Origin of the sequence: Hydrogenophaga sp. NFH-34, from assembly GCF_021401345.1 — a bacterium.
Taxonomy (GTDB): Bacteria; Pseudomonadota; Gammaproteobacteria; order Burkholderiales; family Burkholderiaceae_C; genus Hydrogenophaga; species Hydrogenophaga electricum.
In genome coordinates this window covers 1-17,880 of the sequence record NZ_JACBGE010000007.1, presented here as the reverse complement: position 1 = coordinate 17,880, position 17,880 = coordinate 1, and the positions used below count along the sequence as shown (strand labels likewise).

Annotated in this window: 21 protein-coding genes; 10 read left to right on the top strand and 11 right to left on the bottom strand. The window is 64.9% G+C overall.

Annotated elements, in window-relative coordinates:
• Positions 1 to 105: 105 nt before the first annotated feature.
• The 3 genes from atpE to L0977_RS08025 all read right to left on the bottom strand — a co-directional run bounded on the left by atpE (position 106) and on the right by L0977_RS08025 (position 1,871).
• On the bottom strand, positions 106 to 354 hold the full coding sequence (gene atpE, locus L0977_RS08035; protein WP_234264340.1) for a F0F1 ATP synthase subunit C: 249 nt from the start codon (positions 352 to 354) through the stop codon (positions 106 to 108).
• An 80-nt stretch (positions 355 to 434) separates the two neighbouring features.
• On the bottom strand, positions 435 to 1,313 hold the full coding sequence (atpB, locus tag L0977_RS08030; protein ID WP_234264339.1) for a F0F1 ATP synthase subunit A: 879 nt from the start codon (positions 1,311 to 1,313) through the stop codon (positions 435 to 437).
• Between the two features lie 15 nt (positions 1,314 to 1,328).
• The gene (locus tag L0977_RS08025; RefSeq protein WP_234264338.1) at positions 1,329 to 1,871 is read right to left on the bottom strand and encodes an ATP synthase subunit I; all 543 of its coding nucleotides are present in this window, start codon (positions 1,869 to 1,871) and stop codon (positions 1,329 to 1,331) included.
• A 184-nt stretch (positions 1,872 to 2,055) separates the two neighbouring features.
• Here L0977_RS08025 and L0977_RS08020 point away from each other — a divergent pair, with 184 nt between their 5' ends.
• The 4 genes from L0977_RS08020 to L0977_RS08005 are packed head-to-tail and all read left to right on the top strand — an operon-like array spanning position 2,056 to position 4,839.
• A complete protein-coding gene (locus L0977_RS08020; protein WP_234264337.1) occupies positions 2,056 to 2,340 on the top strand; it encodes an HP0495 family protein in 285 nt (94 codons plus the stop codon).
• 11 nt (positions 2,341 to 2,351) lie between these two features.
• Positions 2,352 to 3,047, top strand: a complete 696-nt coding sequence (gene lipB / locus L0977_RS08015; RefSeq protein ID WP_234264336.1) for a lipoyl(octanoyl) transferase LipB — start codon at positions 2,352 to 2,354, stop codon at positions 3,045 to 3,047.
• Positions 3,048 to 3,097: 50 nt separating this feature from the next.
• Positions 3,098 to 4,111 carry a lipoyl synthase gene (gene lipA, locus L0977_RS08010; RefSeq protein WP_234264335.1) on the top strand — a complete coding sequence of 338 codons (1,014 nt, stop codon included), beginning with the start codon at positions 3,098 to 3,100 and terminating at the stop codon, positions 4,109 to 4,111.
• A 41-nt stretch (positions 4,112 to 4,152) separates the two neighbouring features.
• Positions 4,153 to 4,839: a helix-turn-helix domain-containing protein gene (locus L0977_RS08005; protein WP_234264334.1), complete on the top strand. Its 687-nt coding sequence runs from the start codon at positions 4,153 to 4,155 to the stop codon at positions 4,837 to 4,839.
• Between the two features lie 78 nt (positions 4,840 to 4,917).
• Here L0977_RS08005 and L0977_RS08000 read toward each other — a convergent pair whose 3' ends face one another.
• Positions 4,918 to 5,271: a carboxymuconolactone decarboxylase family protein gene (locus L0977_RS08000; RefSeq protein WP_234264333.1), complete on the bottom strand. Its 354-nt coding sequence runs from the start codon at positions 5,269 to 5,271 to the stop codon at positions 4,918 to 4,920.
• A 98-nt stretch (positions 5,272 to 5,369) separates the two neighbouring features.
• On the opposite strand from L0977_RS08000, the gene L0977_RS07995 reads away from it, so the two are divergent.
• Entirely contained in the window at positions 5,370 to 6,206 is an 837-nt protein-coding gene (locus L0977_RS07995) for a DMT family transporter (protein WP_234264332.1), read from the top strand.
• 19 nt (positions 6,207 to 6,225) lie between these two features.
• Here L0977_RS07995 and ptsP read toward each other — a convergent pair whose 3' ends face one another.
• From ptsP to L0977_RS07970, 5 genes are read right to left on the bottom strand one after another with little or no spacing between them, the layout of a single operon-like run.
• Complete coding sequence (gene ptsP, locus L0977_RS07990) at positions 6,226 to 8,004, bottom strand: phosphoenolpyruvate--protein phosphotransferase (RefSeq protein WP_234264331.1); 1,779 nt, start codon at positions 8,002 to 8,004, stop codon at positions 6,226 to 6,228.
• Positions 8,005 to 8,059: 55 nt separating this feature from the next.
• Positions 8,060 to 8,329, bottom strand: a complete 270-nt coding sequence (locus L0977_RS07985; protein WP_234264330.1) for an HPr family phosphocarrier protein — start codon at positions 8,327 to 8,329, stop codon at positions 8,060 to 8,062.
• Positions 8,298 to 8,744, bottom strand: coding sequence for a PTS sugar transporter subunit IIA (locus tag L0977_RS07980; RefSeq protein WP_234264329.1), 447 nt, complete (start codon positions 8,742 to 8,744; stop codon positions 8,298 to 8,300). The genes L0977_RS07985 and L0977_RS07980 overlap by 32 nt, the downstream gene beginning before the upstream one ends.
• Positions 8,745 to 8,755: 11 nt before the next feature.
• A complete protein-coding gene (locus L0977_RS07975) occupies positions 8,756 to 10,072 on the bottom strand; it encodes an MFS transporter (RefSeq protein WP_234264328.1) in 1,317 nt (438 codons plus the stop codon).
• Positions 10,069 to 10,596 carry a hypothetical protein gene (locus L0977_RS07970; RefSeq protein ID WP_234264327.1) on the bottom strand — a complete coding sequence of 176 codons (528 nt, stop codon included), beginning with the start codon at positions 10,594 to 10,596 and terminating at the stop codon, positions 10,069 to 10,071. Before L0977_RS07970 ends, L0977_RS07975 begins: the two co-directional genes overlap by 4 nt.
• Before the next feature lie 57 nt (positions 10,597 to 10,653).
• On the opposite strand from L0977_RS07970, the gene L0977_RS07965 reads away from it, so the two are divergent.
• From L0977_RS07965 to L0977_RS07945, 5 genes are all read left to right on the top strand, one after another.
• On the top strand, positions 10,654 to 11,919 hold the full coding sequence (locus tag L0977_RS07965; protein WP_234264326.1) for a CaiB/BaiF CoA transferase family protein: 1,266 nt from the start codon (positions 10,654 to 10,656) through the stop codon (positions 11,917 to 11,919).
• 22 nt (positions 11,920 to 11,941) lie between these two features.
• Positions 11,942 to 12,367, top strand: coding sequence for a hypothetical protein (locus tag L0977_RS07960; RefSeq protein ID WP_234264325.1), 426 nt, complete (start codon positions 11,942 to 11,944; stop codon positions 12,365 to 12,367).
• An 83-nt stretch (positions 12,368 to 12,450) separates the two neighbouring features.
• Entirely contained in the window at positions 12,451 to 12,981 is a 531-nt protein-coding gene (locus tag L0977_RS07955; RefSeq protein WP_442786620.1) for a TlpA disulfide reductase family protein, read from the top strand.
• Between the two features lie 229 nt (positions 12,982 to 13,210).
• A complete protein-coding gene (locus tag L0977_RS07950) occupies positions 13,211 to 14,410 on the top strand; it encodes a tyrosine-type recombinase/integrase (protein WP_061289664.1) in 1,200 nt (399 codons plus the stop codon).
• On the top strand, positions 14,407 to 15,555 hold the full coding sequence (locus L0977_RS07945) for a PDDEXK nuclease domain-containing protein (RefSeq protein WP_061289668.1): 1,149 nt from the start codon (positions 14,407 to 14,409) through the stop codon (positions 15,553 to 15,555). Before L0977_RS07950 ends, L0977_RS07945 begins: the two co-directional genes overlap by 4 nt.
• An 81-nt stretch (positions 15,556 to 15,636) precedes the next feature.
• Here the strand turns inward: L0977_RS07945 and L0977_RS07940 are convergent, their stop codons facing one another.
• Positions 15,637 to 16,605 (bottom strand): HNH endonuclease, encoded by a 969-nt coding sequence (locus L0977_RS07940; protein WP_061289670.1) that lies wholly within the window; start codon positions 16,603 to 16,605, stop codon positions 15,637 to 15,639.
• Positions 16,606 to 16,817: 212 nt separating this feature from the next.
• Entirely contained in the window at positions 16,818 to 17,744 is a 927-nt protein-coding gene (locus L0977_RS07935) for an AAA family ATPase (protein WP_267966380.1), read from the bottom strand.
• Positions 17,745 to 17,880: the final 136 nt, after the last annotated feature.

Genomic DNA, 17,880 nt, shown 5'->3' with positions numbered 1-17,880 from the left:
GTGTTGTCAGGGGAAGAATCGATCTTGCAGGCGTGTCGACCAGGCTGGCAACGGATTGAGAAAACCCGATTTCCGCCGCACCTGCCGACACCGACGACAAGTCGATCAGGCCAGCACGAAGGGGTTGGCGAAAGCGAACAGCAGAGCGATGGCCACGCCGATCAGGAAGGCAGCGTCGATCAGGCCGGCCAGAATGAACATCTTGGTTTGCAGGTCGTTCATCAGTTCGGGCTGGCGAGCGGACGATTCGAGGAACTTGCCACCCATCAGGGCGATACCGATCGAAGCGCCGATGGCACCCAGACCGACGATGAGACCGCAAGCCAGAGCAACCAGACCCAGAATGTTTTCCATGATGACTCCTATTGAGATGGGGAAAAGTTAGAAAGGAAACGAGAGAGAAAAACCGATGCGTCGCGGGTTAGTGCGCGCCTTCAGTGCGCATCATGTGCTTGCCCCAGGTAAATGAGAGCCAGCATCATGAAGATGAACGCCTGCAAGGTGATGACCAGGATGTGGAAGATGGCCCACACCGTGCCGGCGACCAGGTGCCCGATGAAGAACAGGCCTCCGCCCAGCGACAGGGCGGCATAACCACCGAGCAGCGCAATCAGCATGAAGACCAGTTCGCCCGCGAACATGTTGCCAAACAGCCGCATGCCATGCGATACCGTCTTGGCGATGAATTCGATCATCTGCATCAGGAAGTTGACCACCCCCAGCAGCACAGCCCAGACCGGGTTCTTGCTGGTGCCGAAGGGGGCACTCACCAATTCATGGGCCCAGCCACCCAGCCCCTTGATCTTGATGTTGTAGAACAGGCAGAGCAGCAGCACCGACACCGAGAGACCCAGCGTGGTGGACAGATCGGCCGACGGCACGACGCGCAGGTACGCGTGATGCGGATCGTGCCCGGTGGCCGCGTAATACTCCGACCACAGGCGGGGCAGCAAGTCCACTGGCAGCAGATCCATGAAGTTCATCATGAAAATCCACAGGAACACGGTCAGCGCCAGCGGAGCGATCAGCTTGCGGCTCGTGGCGTTGTGGATGACGGCCTTGGCCTGGTTTTCCACCATTTCGACCAGCAGCTCGACGGCTGCCTGGAAGCGCCCCGGCACACCGGCATGGACCTTGCGAGCCGCCAGCCAGAGCACAAAGCAGACCAGCGCGCCAAGGATGATGTTGACCACCACCGAGTCGATGTTGATCACCGAAAAATCGATGATCGACCCCTGCTTCTTGTTGGACAGGTGAACGAGGTGGTGGCGAATGTATTCGCCGGGGGTGGGTCCAGTACCTTCAGCAGCCATGTTCGTTTGTGTCAATCAACCGATGTTTACTTGACGGCGGCGGGCCTGGAACCAAAATCCAAGCCAGTACACCTTCAAAGCCAAAATCAGGCCAGCCAGAAGGCCGAGCCAACTGAGATCCGGGATCACCTTGGGCGCTGACCAGAGCATGGCCACCGCCAGAAGGATCTTCACCCCTTCCCACAGCAAAAAGCCGACAAACGCCGCCTGAGCCACGCCTGCCAACCACCGGGACAAGGCACTGGAAGTCACCCCGTAGACCATCAAGGCCGACGGAATCACCACCGCTGCCGCACCATAGAGAACCGAAACCGCCACCGACATTCGCTGCGTCAGCAGCCACGCCAGAAAGCCCGCCACGATTCCCACCAGCCCTTGCACCCCGACCAGCCGCCAGAGCGATAACTCTGGCTGGCCCGCCCGCCACTGCTGCGCCTGTTCGCGCGTCAGGGGCTTGAATTCAGTTTCTTGCTCCCCATCTTCCCAGGAACCCCCTGCTGCCTCCGGATCACGGGCCGGCAACGACGGCCTGGAAGGAGGCCCGGACATTGTCGACATGAAGGATTACAGACGGGTTACAGGTTTAAGGCGGTTTGCAAAGCCTCCCATTATACGTAGAAACCCCATGGATTCATCAATCCCCGGGAGACGGCTGCTGTGTCCGGCCGCAGCAGCCGTCTCGCACGCGATCTAACATCGGCATTTTCACGCCCGCTCCCCCGGCCTCTCAGGTGCGATAGCCATGCAAATCCCCCCCGACATTCCTCCCGAGCAGTCCCTCATCGAGTACCCCTGCCGCTTCCCCATCAAAGTGATGGGCGCGAACGTGGAAGGGTATGCAGCAGCCATGATCCACATTGCCCGCTCGTTCGAGCCCGAGTTTGACCCCGACTCCGTGGAGCACCGCCCGAGCAGCAGCGGCAACTACCTCGGCCTCACGCTCTCCGTGTATGTCACCAGCCGCGAACAACTCGACGAGCTGTACCGCACGCTCACCACCCACCCGATGGTCAAGGTGGTGCTGTAACCGCACGCCCGATGATCGCGATACGAGCGCTGGGGCAGGTCGGGTACCTGCCCACCTACGAAGCCATGCAGGCTTTCACCGCCGAGCGGCTGGCGGACACACCCGACGAGCTTTGGGTGTGCGAGCACCCGCCTGTGTTCACCCAGGGGCTGGCCGGCCGCGAAGACCATCTGCTGGCGCCGGGCAACATCCCCGTCGTGAAGACCAACCGCGGCGGTCAGGTCACTTACCATGGCCCCGGCCAGGTGGTGGCGTACCCCCTGATGGATCTGCAACGCGCCGGTTATTTCGTCAAAGAGTACGTCTACCGCATCGAAGAAGCGGTGATCCGAACGCTGTGGCACTTTGGCGTGACCGGCCACCGCGTTGCTGGCGCGCCGGGCATCTACGTGCGACTGGACAATCCCGCGGACCACGCCCTGCTGCCCCAGCGCCCCACCCGCGAAACTGCCCAGGGCCAGCCGGCTGGCCCCGACTTCACGGGCCTGGGCAAGATCGCCGCGCTGGGTATCAAGGTCAGCCGGGGCTGTACCTATCATGGCGTCTCGCTCAACGTCGCCATGGATCTGCAACCCTTCTGGCGCATCAACCCCTGCGGCTACGCTGGCCTGCAGACGGTGGACCTTTCTACAATCGGGGTTGCCGTTTCATGGGATGAAGCGGCCCAGGTGCTGAGCCAGAAGCTCACCACCACCTTGGCGCCCTGACAACCTGCCGGCGCCCCTCCCCGGTTTTTCCGCGCTCAGGCGCCCCCGACATGACGCACCCCGACACGCCCACGGCCCCCCTCCCGGACACGACCGTTCGCGAGGCCCAGCCCGCCGCCAGCTACGACCCCACGGCCAAGCAGAAGAGCCAGGCCAAGACCGCGCGCATCCCGATCAAGATCGTGCCGGCCGAGGTGCTCAAGAAACCCGAGTGGATCCGCGTGAAGGCCGGCAGTCCGACCACCCGCTTCTACGAGATCAAGGACATCCTGCGCAGCAACAAGCTCGTGACGGTGTGCGAAGAAGCCAGTTGCCCCAACATCGGCGAATGTTTCGGCAAAGGCACGGCCACCTTCATGATCATGGGTGACAAGTGCACGCGCCGCTGCCCGTTCTGCGACGTGGGGCACGGCCGCCCCGATCCGCTGGACACGGACGAGCCGGAGAATTTGGCCAAGACCATCGCGGCGCTCAAACTCAAGTATGTGGTGATCACCAGCGTGGACCGCGACGATCTGCGCGACGGCGGCGCAGGCCATTTTGTCGCCTGTATCGAAAAAACGCGCGCGCTTTCCCCCGAAACGCAGATCGAAGTGCTGGTGCCCGACTTCCGGGGCCGCGATGATCGCGCGCTCGAAATTCTCAAGGCCGCGCCGCCGGACGTGATGAACCACAACCTGGAAACCGTGCCGCGCCTCTACAAGGAGGCCCGCCCGGGCTCGAACTACGAGTTCAGCCTGAATCTACTCAAGAAGTTCAAGGCCCTGTTTCCCGACGTGCCGACCAAGAGCGGCCTCATGGTGGGCCTGGGCGAAACCGACGACGAAATCCTCGAGGTGATGCGCGACATGCGCGCCCACGGCATCGACATGCTCACCATCGGCCAGTACCTCGCCCCCAGTGGCCACCATCTGCCGGTGCGCCGCTACGTGCACCCGGACACGTTCAAGATGTTCGAGGAAAAGGCCTACGAAATGGGTTTCACCCACGCAGCCGTGGGCGCCATGGTCCGCTCCAGCTACCACGCCGACCAGCAGGCACACGGCGTGCTGAACAAGGGCTGAACCCGGCCCCATCCGGGCAATCCATCCATCGAGAACCGCCTATGCACGCGACGCCCGACCGGCTTTCCGTGCGCCAGTACGGTGCCCCGGCTGGCAGCCATGACCACGAGCACAGCCAGATTCTGCTGGGCCTGGAAGGCTGGCTGGAACTCGACGTGCAGGGCCATGGCCACCGCATCGGCGCCGGGCAGGGCCTCGTGATCGCCCCGGGCGAACACCACGACTTTGAATCGCGTGCGGGCGCACGTTGTCTGGTGCTCGACTCGCACGACCCCGCGTGGCTGGGCCTTGCCTGCACCCGCCCGTCCGCGCACACCGTGTCGCTGGCCCGCTACCTGGCCCAGGCCTGCATCGCCAACCTGCCCCGCACACGCCTGCTGGGCCCGGCGCTGTTGTTGGAGGCGTGGGCTCCCCACCGATCAGCCCGACCGCCCGAGCTGCGCCGCGCCATCGACTGGGGAATTCTTCAGGCGTGGGCACAACAGCACCTGCACGCCGAACTGCGCGTGGCCGACCTGGCAGCGCAAGTCCACCTGAGCCCTGCGCAGTTCGGTGCCCGCTGCCTGCAGGAGCAGGGCCAAAGCCCCATGGCCTGGCTGCGCGGCCTGCGACACCAGCAAGCGCGGCGGCTGCGTGCCGAGGGATGGTCTGTGGCAGCCATCGCGCAGCAATGCGGCTATCGGTCACCCTCTGCCCTGACTGCCGCCCTCCGACGGGCAGACGCCTGACACCCGCGTTCCGCGACGAAGCGCAAGCGGTGCGCGACGCTGGTGTGCGCCAGACTGGCCCCTGTCGTGCGACCGTGATCAAACGGGCGCTGGCGCCAGCTTCTCCCAGGCCGCCAGGGCTTCGGCCGCATACATCAGGGCCGGGCCACCACCCATGTACACACAGACTGCCAGCATTTCTTCGAACTCCGCCCGCGTACAGCCCAGGCGGTGGAGCGCCTTGACGTGAAAGCCGATGCACCCGGAGCAACGCTGCGTGATACCGATGGCCAACGCCATCAGTTCTTTGTGGCGGGCGCTGATGGCGCCATCGGCCATCGCAGCCTTGGCCAGGGCACCAAAACCGGCCATCGCCTCCGGTTGCGCCTTGCGAAAGGACGCCAGGTTTTCGTTGAGATTCTGAATCAGACTCTTGTGATCAAACGTACTCATGCCATGGATCTCCTTATACCGGCACCAGTATCAGCCATTTTCCCGCCAAGCACCTTGTCATCGATCAACACCCGCCCTGCCCGGACACCGCCTCTGCCATGAATGCCAACCTGCTCGCGCTGGGCGCCATTGCCCTCTGGGCCTCATTGGCTGCACTCGGTGTCGCCCTCGCCCACGTACCGCCGTTCCTGCTGACCGGGTTGTCGCTGCTCATCGGCAGTCTCATCGCGCTGCCGTTGTCGCGCTTCGACTTCCGTTTGTGGCGCGTGCCCTTGTCGACGTTGGCGCTGGGCGTCTACGGCCTGTTCGGCTTCCACTTTCTGCTGTTCATCGCGCTGCGGCACGCCCCTCCCGTGCAGGCCAATCTGGTCAACTACCTCTGGCCCTTGGGCATCGTGGTGATGGCACCGCTGTTTCTGCCGGGACTGGCACTGACCCGGCGACATCTGGCCGCCGCCTTGACCGGTTTCGCCGGCGCCGTTCTGGCGATCCTGGGACGCGGTGGCGACGGCACCGAAGCGGTGTGGGCCTGGGGCTATGTGCCGGCCCTGGGGTCGGCCTTCATCTGGGCCAGCTATTCGCTCATGACCCGGCGCGTGCGGGCCTTTCCCACCGCCGCCATCGGCAGCTTCGCCCTGGTCTCGGGCCTGCTGTCCCTGGCCTGCCATGCCCTCCTGGAGCCACCCGTCATCCTGAGCCTCCAGGACCTTGCCCTCATCGCGCTGCTGGGGCTGGGGCCACTGGGTGGTGCCTTCTTTCTCTGGGACGCAGCGCTCAAACGCGGGGATGCTCGGCAGATCGGCGTGCTGAGCTTTCTCACGCCCCTGCTGTCGACCCTGACCCTGCTGGCGCTGCGCGGCGAGCGCCCCAGCCTGTCGGTGGCATTGGCCGCGGCCATGATCATCGGCGCCGCGATCGTCGCCACCCGCCGCTGACACCCTGCGCGGCGCGCGTTCAGTCGGCCATGAGGGCTGCGGGATCTTCCGCCGCCAGCACGCTCTGCGCCCAGGTGGCCAGCTTGCCGGTGTCGCTGCGCAGGATCTGCTGCTTGACCGCCAGGATCTGTGACGGGTGCATGGAAAAGCTGCGCAAGCCCAGACCGAGCAGCAGCCGGGTCATGCTGATGTCGCCGGCCATTTCCCCGCACACGCTGACGCCCTTGCCGGCATCGCGCGCCTGGGTGATGCACGAGGCCAGCAGGTGCAGCACCGCCGGGTGCACCGGGTCGTACAGGTGGGCCACGGCCTCGTCGGCGCGATCGATGGCCAGCGTGTACTGGATCAGGTCGTTGGTGCCGATGGAGAGGAAATCGAAGTGGCGCAGGAACAGCGGAATGGTCAGCGCCGCGGCCGGCACCTCGATCATGGCGCCCAGCCGAACGGGCCCATAGACCTGGGCGCGGGCATCGAGCTGCTCGCGCGCCTTGTCGATCAGCGACAGCGTCTGCCGGATCTCGCTGGCGTGGGCCAGCATCGGAATCAGCAGGTTGATCGGCCCATGGGCAGCGGCGCGCAGCACGGCACGCAACTGCACCAGGAACATGGCCGGGTCCGCCAGGCTCCAGCGGATGGCGCGCAGCCCCAGGGCGGGGTTGAGGTAATCGTCGGCGGAGCGGCCCGCCCCCCGGTCCAGCGGCTTGTCGGCCCCGACGTCGACGGAGCGAATGGTCACCGGCAAGCCCTGCATGCCATCCACCGCGCGCCGGTACGCCTGGTACTGCTCTTCCTCGTCGGGCAGCTTGCCGTCACGCCCCATGAACAGGAATTCGGTGCGAAACAGGCCCACGCCCACGGCCCCGGCCTTGAGTGCCGCGACCGCATCATCGGGCTGCTCGATGTTGGCCAGCAGCTCGATGCGGTGGCCGTCCAACGTGACGGCCGGTGTGTTTTTCAGGCGCGACAGCCGCTCGCGCTCGATCTCGCCCTGGCGCTGCTTGTAGCCGTATTCGGCCAGCACCACGGGCGAAGGGTCCACCACCACAAGGCCGGCGTCGCCATCGATGATGACCCAGTCATCCTGCTTGACGAGGTGGCTGGCCGAGCGCGCGCCCACCACGGCCGGGATGTCCATGCTGCGCGCGACGATGGCCGTGTGGCTGGTTTTGCCCCCGACATCGGTGACGAAGCCGGCAAACACGCTCTGCTTGAACTGCAGCATGTCGGCCGGGGACAGATCGTGCGCAATGAGCACCAGCGGAATGTCCAGATCCGGTTCGGGCGGCGCGACGATGCCGGGTGACGGGGCCGGCGCTGGTGGCAGCGGGGGCGCCACCGGCGAAGCGACGCCACGCATCACCCGGAGCATGCGCTCGACCACCTGCTCCAGATCCGACTTGCGCTCGCGCAGGTACGGATCCTCCATCTCCTCGAACTGGCGGCACACCACCTCCAGCTGCGACGTCAGCGCCCATTCGGCGTTGTAGTGGCGCTCCACGATCCACTGCTTGACGCCGGCCGTGAGCTGCTCGTCCTGCAGCAACATCAGGTGCACATCCAGCAAGGCCGCCAGCTCCGGATGCGCATCGTTGGGACCGAGTTCGGCCAGGCTCTGCTGCACGCGCACGATCTCTTCGGTCACCGCGTTGCGCGCCAACCGGAGGCGCTCGATCTCGGTGTCGAACTGGTCGGCCTTGACGAAATAGTGGGCGACGTCGATGCGACTGGACGCCACAATGACTGCCCGCCCGATGGCAATGCCCCGGGAGACAGCCAGGCCGTGTACGGTAAAGCTCATTGCCCGCCCGCCTTCCCCCGGCGGGCCCGCTCAGCGCAGCACGCAGCGCTCACGCTCATTCGCCTTCGCCGAATTTGTCGTTGACCAGGGCCACCAGGGCATCCATCGCCTGCTGTTCCTGGGCGCCGTTGGTTTCGATCTCGACCGAGGCGCCAATCCCCGCCGCCAACATCATCACCCCCATGATGCTCTTGGCATTGACGCGACGCTCGCCGCGTGACATCCAGACCTCGCAGGGGAAGCTGCCAGCCAGCTTGGTGAGCTTGGCCGAAGCCCGGGCATGCAGCCCGAGCTTATTGCTGATGGTCACGGTGGTCTTGATCATGATGTTGTCTTCTCGCCTGATTCTGGGGGGCGGTCACTGCCACCTGGATCACGCCCTGGGTGGCGCCGATCATGGCGCGCGAGATGAGCGCGTCCAGCGACTCGTGCCGGTACGACACGGTGCGCAGCAGCATGGGCAGGTTCACGCCGGTAATGAGCTTGGAACGGACACCATCCACCAGCCGCTGCGCGACGTTGCAGGGCGTGGCGCCGAACACGTCGGTCACCACCAGCGCCCCCGGGGTGCCGAGCATGCGCAGCATCATGCGCGCCTGGGCCAGCGACTCCTCGGGCGGCACATTGGGCTGCACGTCCAGCGCGGCGACGGTGTCGGCGCAATCAGGGAACACGTGCAGCACACACTGGCGCAAAGCCGACGCCAGGGGCGTGTGCGCAATGATGAAGATGCCGTTCATGGCTGTGCAGTTTAGCGGGCCGGCCGCCGGTTGGCGCGCCGCCAGGCCAGCCAGAACATGACGTAGCCAGCGACACAGGCCAGCCAGAACAGGCCCATGGCTCCGCGCAGACGCTGACCACCATCGCCCAGAAACACCAGAGCGTCCGCCGCCAGCCCGATCGCCCACTGCATCGCAAACACACCGGCAAAAATCACCAGGTTGTAGGCAGACAAGGCTTTGCCGGCCACATGGGCCGGCAGTGCCATGCCCACCGCCGGCTGTGCCAGCGCACCGAACGTGCTGGTCATGCAGAACGCGGCCCAGAACCCCCAGCCCGCATGACCTCCCAGTGCCACGATGGCACCCAGCACGCCCAGCGACAGCGGCATGCCCCAGGCGATCAAGCGCTCGGCGCTCCAGCCCGCTCGCACCAATCGCGGGTTGAACACCCCCCACAACCAGAAAGCCGTCAGCATGCTGAGGTTGATCCCGAACAGCCCCTGCGCGGCCCCAGCCGGCGTGTAACCGGTCACCTGCACCATCCAAGGGCCTGCCCACAGGGTCTGGATCGCGATCATGCCGCCGTAGTTGATGAACCCGATGGTCACCATCTGGCGGAAATAGGGGTGACGGGCGATTTCTCCGTACCCCATGGGCGCGTTCGGCGCTTCCTCGGCGTCTGCCGCTGGTGAGGCCGACGGCAACTGCCAGGCGGGCACACGCAGGCGCAGCACCAGCATGGACAGTGCGATCAGCACAGCCAATCCCCAGAACAGACCCCGCCAGCCGAGCTGCGGCAGCAGCCACTGCACAGGCAACGTGGCGGCAACCATGCCCAGCGAGCCGGTCATCAGCATCCAGGAGTTCGCCCGCAGTTGCAGTGACGGTGGCAGCCAGCGGCGAAAGCCGGTGAGCGGTGCCATCAGGCAGGCACTGACGCCCATGCCCGTGAGCACCCGAGCGGCCAGCAGCCCCCCGAAGCTCGTGGCCAGCGCAAAGGCCGCACAGCCGGCCACCGCCACGGTCAGGAACGCCAGAATCACCCGCCGGGGCCCGAAGCGGTCCAACCAGGTTCCCAGCGGCAGTTGGGTCAGCGCGAACCCCAGAAAGTATCCGCCGGCCAGCAGCCCCAAGTCCCCGGCGTGCAGCGCCAGTTCCTCGCTGAGGATGGGCGACAGGGTGGCCGTGACGGCACGCACCAGCGCCGACAGAAAGTAGGCCAGGGCAAACGCCAGAAACACCGCGACCGCCGTGCGTGCGGGCAGCCGCTCGGTATTCACTGGCGCGGGACCGAGCGGCTGGTCGCTGGCCCCCGCGGAGCGGGCCGTGGCAGGCGTGCGTTTCATGAGCCGGACAACCGCAGACCGGTGAAGAAAGGCTCGGTCACCGCGTCGGGCAGCTGCGCGCCATAGACCGCCGCCTGAAAGATCCAGTCTCCCTGCGCAAAATACACGGTCTGGTTGAGCACCGGTTGGTTGCGGTGGTCCTGCCCTTCGGCGCGCACGCCCAACACCGGCGCTGCGCCGGCCACGGCGACCTCCCACCGGGTCGCCGCCTCGTCGACGGATTCGGCGCGCAGGGATTTCAGCCCGGCCAGCCGCCAGCGTTGCAGGGCCTGTGGCGCCAGGCCAGGGTCACCCAGCCGGGCCCAGCCCAAGGCAAACGTCTGCCCACCGGCTTCGCAACTGGCCAGGTGCAACACCACCGGCGATGCCGTCAGCGGCACCGGCCGTTCGGCCAGATCGGGCTTGCAGGGCAGCAGCGCCCACAGCGGCGCGCCGTCGGCGCGCCATTCGCGCCAGTTGTGGGTCGGGCTACAGGCGGCCATCGACAGCACTGCGACGGCTGCCAGCCACCGGTATCGAAGCAAGGAACGTCTCCTGGAATTCAGCGCCCGGCCTGCCGCCGGGTCGCGCACAATGCGGCCATGAACGCTCTGGATGGTATCCGCATTCTCGATTGCTCACGGGTGCTGGCCGGCCCCTGGTGCACCCAGACCCTGGCCGATCTCGGCGCCGATGTCGTCAAGGTCGAGCGCCCGTCAGGCCCGCAGCATCCCGGTGGCGACGACACGCGGGGCTGGGGACCGCCGTTCCTGCGCGGACGCGATGGTGCCGACACCGGAGAAGCCGCCTACTACCTGGGCGCCAACCGGAACAAGCGCTCCATCAGCTGCGACCTCGCTGCTCCCGGCGGCCAGGCCCTGATCCGTGAACTGGCGGCGCAGGCCGATGTGTTCGTCGAAAACTACAAGGTGGGCGACATGGCCCGCTACGGCCTTGACTACGCCAGCCTGAGCGCCCTCAATCCGCGCTTGGTGTACACCTCCATCACCGGCTTCGGCCAGACCGGCCCTTACAAGGACCGCGCCGGCTACGACTACGCGATCCAGGGCATGGGCGGCCTGATGAGCGTCACCGGTGAGCGCGACGACCGGCCCGGCGGCGGGCCCCAGAAAGTGGGCGTGGCCGTGGCCGACCTTTTCACCGGCCTGTACGCCACCGTGGCCATCCAGGCCGCCCTGCGCCACGCCGAACGCACCGGTCAGGGCCAGCACATCGACATGGCCCTGCTCGACACCCAGGTCGCGATGCTCGCCAACCTGGGCGCCAACTACCTCGTCCGGGGGCAGGCCGACGGCCAGGTACCTCAGCGCCAAGGCAATGCCCACGCCAACATCGTGCCCTACCAAGTGTTCGAGGTCGCCCCCGATGCGCAAGGCCTGGCCCAGCACATCATCCTGGCCGTCGGCAACGACGGCCAGTTCGCCAAGTTCTGCGACGTGGCGGGCCGGCCCGAACTGGCGCAAGACCCGCGCTTTATGCGCAATCGCGACCGGGTGCAGCACCGGGCCGAGTTGGTACCCCTGCTGGAAGCCCTGATGAAAACCCGCGCCAAGGCCGACTGGCTTGCGGCCCTCGAAGCGGCCAAGGTGCCCTGCGGCCCCATCAACAACCTGGCCGAGGTGTTTGACGACCCACAGGTTCAGCACCGCGGCATGGTCCACACCTGGCACCATCCGCTGGCCGATGCGGTGTCGCTTGTGGCCAGTCCCCTCAAGCTCAGCACCACGCCCGTTCGCAACGACCTGCCCCCTCCCTTGCTTGGCGAGCACACCGATGCGGTCTTGACCGAATGGCTGGGCTATCCGGCCACGCGCATCGAGCAGCTGCGTCGTGACGGCGTTGTCTGATCCCTTTCCTCTGGAGCGTTTCATGGCCACCGCCTCCCCCCAACCTGCCGCCGAGTTGCCCAGCCCGGCCTCCCTGCGCGGCGTGGCACAGACCGCTGCAGCCCGCGGTGAGCCGCTGGTGGTGATGACCTCACTGGCAGGCTGCCCCTACTGCGACATCGTCCGCAAGCACTATCTGCTGCCCATGCGCCGCGAAGGGCTTGTGCAGGCCGTACAGATCGACATCCTCGACCGCACCAGCAACCTCCAGGGCTTCCGGGGAGAAAACACCACGCCGGCCGAACAGGTCAAGCGCTGGGATGCCCGCGTTGCCCCCACCGTGCTGTTCTTCGGCCCGGATGGGCAGGAACTGGCCGAACGCCTCGTTGGCGTCGCCGTACCGGATTTCTACGGCGAATACCTCGAAGCCCGCCTTGAAACGGCACGCCGGCAATTGACCCGCCGCTGATCTCCAGTTCGCAGCCTTGCGTACACTGTGCACTGGCCGACGAAGGGAATGAACTCTCGCGTCAGGCCACGATCTCACCCCCCATGAAGCCCTCGCAACCGTCTTTCTTTCTGCCCATGCGGCGTCGCCTGGGCCTGAACCTGCTGGCGCTGAGCGTCCTGGCCGCCCTGGGTCTTTCCGGCTGCAGCACCCGCGACGCGGCGCCTCCGTCCACGTTTGTGCTGCTTGACGGCAGCAGCACCACCACCGAGGCGCTCAAGGGCAAAGTCACGCTGGTGAATTTCTGGGCCACCACCTGCGTCACCTGCGTCAAAGAGATGCCAGCCCTCGTGGCCACGCACCAGAAATTCAAGGATCGCGGCTACGAAACCGTGGCCGTTGCGATGAGCTACGACCCGCCCGCCTGGGTGGTCAACTTTGCCCAGACCCGCCAGTTGCCCTTCAAAGTCGCCCTGGACAACACCGGTGAAATTGCCCAGGCCTGGGGTGACGTCAAGCTCACGCCCACCTCCTACTTGGTGAACAAACAGGGCCAAATCGTCAAGCGCTATGTCGGCGAGCCCGATATGGCCGCCCTGCACAAGCTGATCGAGGATCTGCTCGCCCAGAGTTGAGCCAGCCGCCCCGCTCGCCCATGAAAAAAGCCGGTATCAACCGGCTTTTTTCATTTCACCATGACTCCAGCACCGAACTTCGCTGGACTACGCCGAAGCCCGATACAGCAGGTTTATCAATAACTTAGGCGAGTTCAACATATGCCGGTGCTTTCCGAAACCTGACCCGGCTTCCCCTCTGCTGGCCCCTACATGGCTCTTGGGAATCGGGTCTTTCCGAGGAGTCATCGTGGCAAAACTCAAGCTCACCAAGTCCGCAGTCGATGCTGCGCAACCCCAGGCGCAGGCCGTCGAACTCCGGGACACGCTGGTGCCCGGCTTCCTGTGCAAGGTTACACCAGCGGGCCGCAAGGTCTTCATGCTCCAGTACCGCACGAACGCCGGCGAGCGGCGCAAGCCCGCTCTGGGCCTGTACGGGGAACTGACCGTCGAGCAGGCCCGCTCGCTGGCCCAGGAATGGCTGGCCGAGGTGCGCCGGGGCGGCGACCCCAGCGCGGCCAAGGCCGCTGCCCGCGCAGCCCCCACGGTCAAGGAGCTGTGCACCAAGTTCATGGAGGACTACTCCAAGCAGCGCAACAAGCCCAGCACCCAGCGGGGGTATCAGGCCGTCATAGACCGCTGCATCGTTCCGATGCTGGGCCGCATGAAGGTGCAGGATGTGAAGCGGCCGGACGTGGCCACGGCGATGAAGAAGATGGCCCACAAGCCGGCCGAGGCGAACCGCGCTTTCAGCGTGATGCGCAAGATGTTCAACCTGGCCGAGGTGTGGGGCCACCGGCCGGACGGCACCAACCCCTGCCGCCACGTCCCGATGTACCCCAACGGCAAGGCCACCCACCTCATCAGCGACGAGGACATGGGCAAGCTGTTTCGGCGACTGGAGCACATCGAGGCCGAGGGCCTGGAGAACTACGTCATCCCGCTGGCGATCCGCCTGCAGTTCGAGTTCGCCGGTCGCCGCTCCGAAGTCGTCACGCTCGAATGGGCTTGGGTGGATCTGGAAAACCGGCGTGTGGTCTGGCCCGACAGCAAGACCGGCGGCATGTCCAAGCCCATGAGCGAGGAAGCCTACCGGCTGCTCTCGACGGCCCCACGGCAGGAGGGCAGCCCTTACGTGCTGCCTTCTCCGCGCCACCCCGGCAAGCATCTGACCACGGGCGAGTACTACGGCGGCTGGAGCCGCGCCCTCAAGGCGGCGGGCGCGGCCCATGTGGGCACGCACGGCATCCGCCATCGCTCGGCCACGGACATTGCCAACTCGGGCATCCCTGTCAAGGTCGGCATGGCGCTGACGGCGCACAAGACCGTGGCGATGTTCATGCGCTACGTCCACACCGAGGACGACCCGGTGCGCAAGGCCGCCGAGTTGGTGGCGAACCGGCGCAAGACGATCACCGAGGCGCAGCGGCCTGCGGAGGTGGTCGCATGACCAGGAAGACGCCTGCGGCGGTGGGAGCCGCACCCGCCGCCGTACCTGCCGGCTACGCGGGCATCCACGGCGGCATCGTGGAACTGCTCGATGCCGCGCGCCAGGCAGCAGCGCGCAGCGTCAATGCGCTGATGACGGCCAGCTACTGGGAGATTGGCCGCCGCATCGTGGAGGCCGAACAACAGGGCAAGCGGCGCGCGGGGTACGGCGAACAGTTGATGGCCCGGTTGTCCGCTGACCTGACCGCGCGGTTCGGGCGGGGCTTTGGCGTCAACAACCTGGAGAACATGCGGCGGTTCTTCCTCGCATACCCTGTTTCCGAGATTTCCCAGACACTGTCTGGGAAATTGGGAAACGAGCCGCCCGGCCAGAAATCCCAGACGGTGCCTGGGAAATTGAGCCTCGCCGAGCTGGCGCAGGTGTTCACGCTGCCGTGGTCAGCTTATGTCCGGCTGCTGGTGGTCAAGCACGACCATGCCCGCCGGTTCTACGAAATCGAGGCGCTGCGTGGCGGCTGGAGCGTGCGCCAGCTTGACCGGCAGATCGGCAGCCAGTTCTATGAGCGCACGGCGCTGTCGAAAAACAAAGCGGCGATGCTGGCCAAGGGCGCGGTGCCGAAGCCCGAGGATGCCGTCGCTCCGGGCGATGCCATCAAAGACCCGTATGTGCTGGAGTTCCTCGACCTCAAGGACGAGTATTCGGAGTCCGATCTGGAAGCCGCCTTGATCCGGCGGCTGGAAGATTTTCTTCTGGAGCTGGGTGAAGGGTTCACCTTCATCGGGCGGCAGCGGCGCTTGCGCATCGACCAGACCTGGTATCGGGTGGACTTGCTGCTGTTCCATCGCAAGTTGCGCTGCCTGGTCATCATCGACTTGAAGCTAGGGAGCCTGACCCATGCGGACGTGGGCCAGATGCACATGTATTGCAACTATGCCAAGGAACATTGGGCCTACCCCGAGGAAAACCCGCCCGTGGGCTTGATTCTGTGCGCAGACAAGGGCCATGCGCTGGCGCGGTATGCGCTGGAAGGCTTGCCTTCGAAGGTGATGGCGGCGAACTACCGTACCGTGCTGCCGGATGCCGAACTGTTGCAGAAAGAGCTGGAAACCGCGCGGCACCTGTTGGAGCTGCGTACGTCGAAGTAGTCCCGGAAACTCCAGCAATAGCTGGGCGTCCTGGCGTGCCGCCGTCGGGTTCACGGGCTGCACCCCGCGCCTCTTATCGCTCTACGCTTCCGAGGCCGCGTCTGGCCCCGTCTTGTGGACGGCAAGTTCGTAGCCAACTTGAACCGGAACGACCTCTCCTTTGACTACCTCACGCCCGGTTAGATCCAGCACCCGAACCTTGGATGGCCCATACCGTGCCGGGTCTGGTGAACCCGGTGTCGGAAAGGGAAGAATTGAAACTGGCTGACCGTTCAGGGCGAGGTCGTGTTTTTCCGACGGTAACTGCACTTGGAATACCTCGTTCCCGTAGGCCAGTACCAAGAACATGTAGGGATAGTTCGCGACGTGAGCTTTTCGCCGCAGGACAAATGCGGCGATCAAATCGTTCGGCATTGGCCCTGGCTGAAATGTACGAATGATCGGGCACTGATCCGCAAATCGACGACTGTGGTCGGTTGACCTCACCCAACTCATCAAGTGTGGGAAGTTTCCGACTTCTTCGTCGGGGAGCAATGTCAGGCCAATCTTCATGAACGCCTTGAGCACTGCGACCGGCGTATAGGAATCGCGCTTGAGCTGAAAGGTGATCCGCTGGTTCGCTTCGTCTATCTGGTAAAGCGGGTCATCCTCATACGAGGTGATATTGAAGCCCGCAGCGCCGTACTCGATTCGCCAGCCTTTCCCGTCGCCGCCTTTCTTCAAGGTCGGCACGCCACTTTTTCCACGAATGCGTGCGAAGGTACGTGTTGGCTTCGACCAGTTGCCTAGATCGTTCTCGATGCCGCGTCCAAACCCTTCATTGCAGTCGTCGCACTCATACACGCTCTCTATGCTCTTGTTGCCGAGTGCTTCCGGTATCGCATGAGCGACCTTGCGGAAGGTCACCTCGGGCGGCTTCCTACCGCAAAACCTGCAAGTGCGATTCTGCCTGTCGCCGAGGACAACCTTATCTCCTGGGCGCAGGAACCATTGCCGCAGCATGTCGTAGTGCGTTTCGTAGAACTTGATATTGGCTTCGAGAGAGGTCATGAAGCTTTCGTTTTGAGATGATGGTTGAGCGCCTATGCGCGCGATACACGGCATGCAGGCCGGATTGTCGTTTGATCCGGCCCCTGGGCGTCGCAAAACGCCCAAGGGCACTGCGGCCGCCGTGTCGGCGACGCTGTGTGATGACTTGAGCACCGAATGGGAAAGGTTGATACTGCGAGTCTCCGAAACTCGATGAAAGTACCTTGAGCCGTCTACGGCGCTGCGGCAAGTGACGCGACGGCAGGTCCGGCCTTACGCTTCTTGGCCGTGTTCACGTTGCGCGTCTCGACCTGTCCGCGCCAGGTTTCCAGCGCCATGATGTCGGCGAGCAGTTCATCGGGTTCCGGGACGGCGACACCACCCATGAGTGCCTTATCGTGCGCGTAGTTCGAGCACTTTGTCATGCCCGCGTTCACTTGCGCGTAGTCATCATCCTCAACTACAACACCGGCCAGCCGCTGCGTCTCGACACCTTTGCGGAAGCGAAGGATGACCTCTCGCAGTAGTACTTCCTCGACGGCACGTTCCCATGCCATGCGCAAGCGGAAATAGGCATCAACGGTCTGCCGTCTGTGTTCTTGCTCTTCGCCGTCCTTGTGGAGTTTGGCGATGGCTTGATGCTGGGCTTTCAGGGCGCTGACGCGCTTGCTCGCGGTCTTTCCCTCGAATGGGAGATCGGGGTCCGCAACCCCGAAGCCCTCTGCGCGGCGGGTCAGGCTTTGGGTTGCAATCGGGACACCGGCCAACTTCGCTTCTTCGACCAGCAGGCACAGGAAATAGATGTCATGGGTAAACACCACGACCTGCCGCTGCGCTGCCTCTGCAGTCAGGCGCTTTGCCACACGTTCACGCCGACGGTGATCGAGCGATGACACCGGATCATCGAACACGATGCCGCCCTTACCGCCACTCAGGCCGACCTCAGCAAGGAAGGAGCCGATCGCGATCGCACGCTGCTCGCCCTCGCTCAAGATGTCACTCGGACTGCGGCTTTGTGGTAGTTCCAGCTTGAGCTTGTGCAGGGCTTTACCCCTATCCGACCGACTCTGCAGCGAAACGCGCAACGTGCCGACACCGAGCGCCTTGAATTCGCGGTTCAGGGCGTCGGCCAGTTCCTTCGACACAACCTTCTCCGCCAGTTCCGACGCCTTTAACGTGAGCGTCCAGTCAACCCATCTTGACCGGCCGCAAGCGGCTCATTTGGACTGCTACTTTGCACCGATGTAGGCCACGCACTCCACGAGGTTGAGGCAGGCCAGCAGCAGGTACTTCTCG

Coding starts and splice junctions, on each gene's coding strand:
- L0977_RS07940 (WP_061289670.1), bottom strand. CDS start 16,605: ATGACCTCTCTCGAAGCCAATATCAAGTTCTACGAAACGCACTACGAC.
- L0977_RS07985 (WP_234264330.1), bottom strand. CDS start 8,329: ATGATCAAGACCACCGTGACCATCAGCAATAAGCTCGGGCTGCATGCC.
- L0977_RS08005 (WP_234264334.1), top strand. CDS start 4,153: ATGCACGCGACGCCCGACCGGCTTTCCGTGCGCCAGTACGGTGCCCCG.
- L0977_RS07975 (WP_234264328.1), bottom strand. CDS start 10,072: ATGAAACGCACGCCTGCCACGGCCCGCTCCGCGGGGGCCAGCGACCAG.
- L0977_RS08000 (WP_234264333.1), bottom strand. CDS start 5,271: ATGAGTACGTTTGATCACAAGAGTCTGATTCAGAATCTCAACGAAAAC.
- L0977_RS07965 (WP_234264326.1), top strand. CDS start 10,654: ATGAACGCTCTGGATGGTATCCGCATTCTCGATTGCTCACGGGTGCTG.
- ptsP (WP_234264331.1), bottom strand. CDS start 8,004: ATGAGCTTTACCGTACACGGCCTGGCTGTCTCCCGGGGCATTGCCATC.
- L0977_RS07945 (WP_061289668.1), top strand. CDS start 14,407: ATGACCAGGAAGACGCCTGCGGCGGTGGGAGCCGCACCCGCCGCCGTA.
- atpE (WP_234264340.1), bottom strand. CDS start 354: ATGGAAAACATTCTGGGTCTGGTTGCTCTGGCTTGCGGTCTCATCGTC.
- lipA (WP_234264335.1), top strand. CDS start 3,098: ATGACGCACCCCGACACGCCCACGGCCCCCCTCCCGGACACGACCGTT.
- L0977_RS07960 (WP_234264325.1), top strand. CDS start 11,942: ATGGCCACCGCCTCCCCCCAACCTGCCGCCGAGTTGCCCAGCCCGGCC.
- atpB (WP_234264339.1), bottom strand. CDS start 1,313: ATGGCTGCTGAAGGTACTGGACCCACCCCCGGCGAATACATTCGCCAC.
- L0977_RS08025 (WP_234264338.1), bottom strand. CDS start 1,871: ATGTCGACAATGTCCGGGCCTCCTTCCAGGCCGTCGTTGCCGGCCCGT.
- L0977_RS07995 (WP_234264332.1), top strand. CDS start 5,370: ATGAATGCCAACCTGCTCGCGCTGGGCGCCATTGCCCTCTGGGCCTCA.
- L0977_RS07955 (WP_442786620.1), top strand. CDS start 12,451: ATGAAGCCCTCGCAACCGTCTTTCTTTCTGCCCATGCGGCGTCGCCTG.
- L0977_RS07980 (WP_234264329.1), bottom strand. CDS start 8,744: ATGAACGGCATCTTCATCATTGCGCACACGCCCCTGGCGTCGGCTTTG.
- lipB (WP_234264336.1), top strand. CDS start 2,352: ATGATCGCGATACGAGCGCTGGGGCAGGTCGGGTACCTGCCCACCTAC.
- L0977_RS08020 (WP_234264337.1), top strand. CDS start 2,056: ATGCAAATCCCCCCCGACATTCCTCCCGAGCAGTCCCTCATCGAGTAC.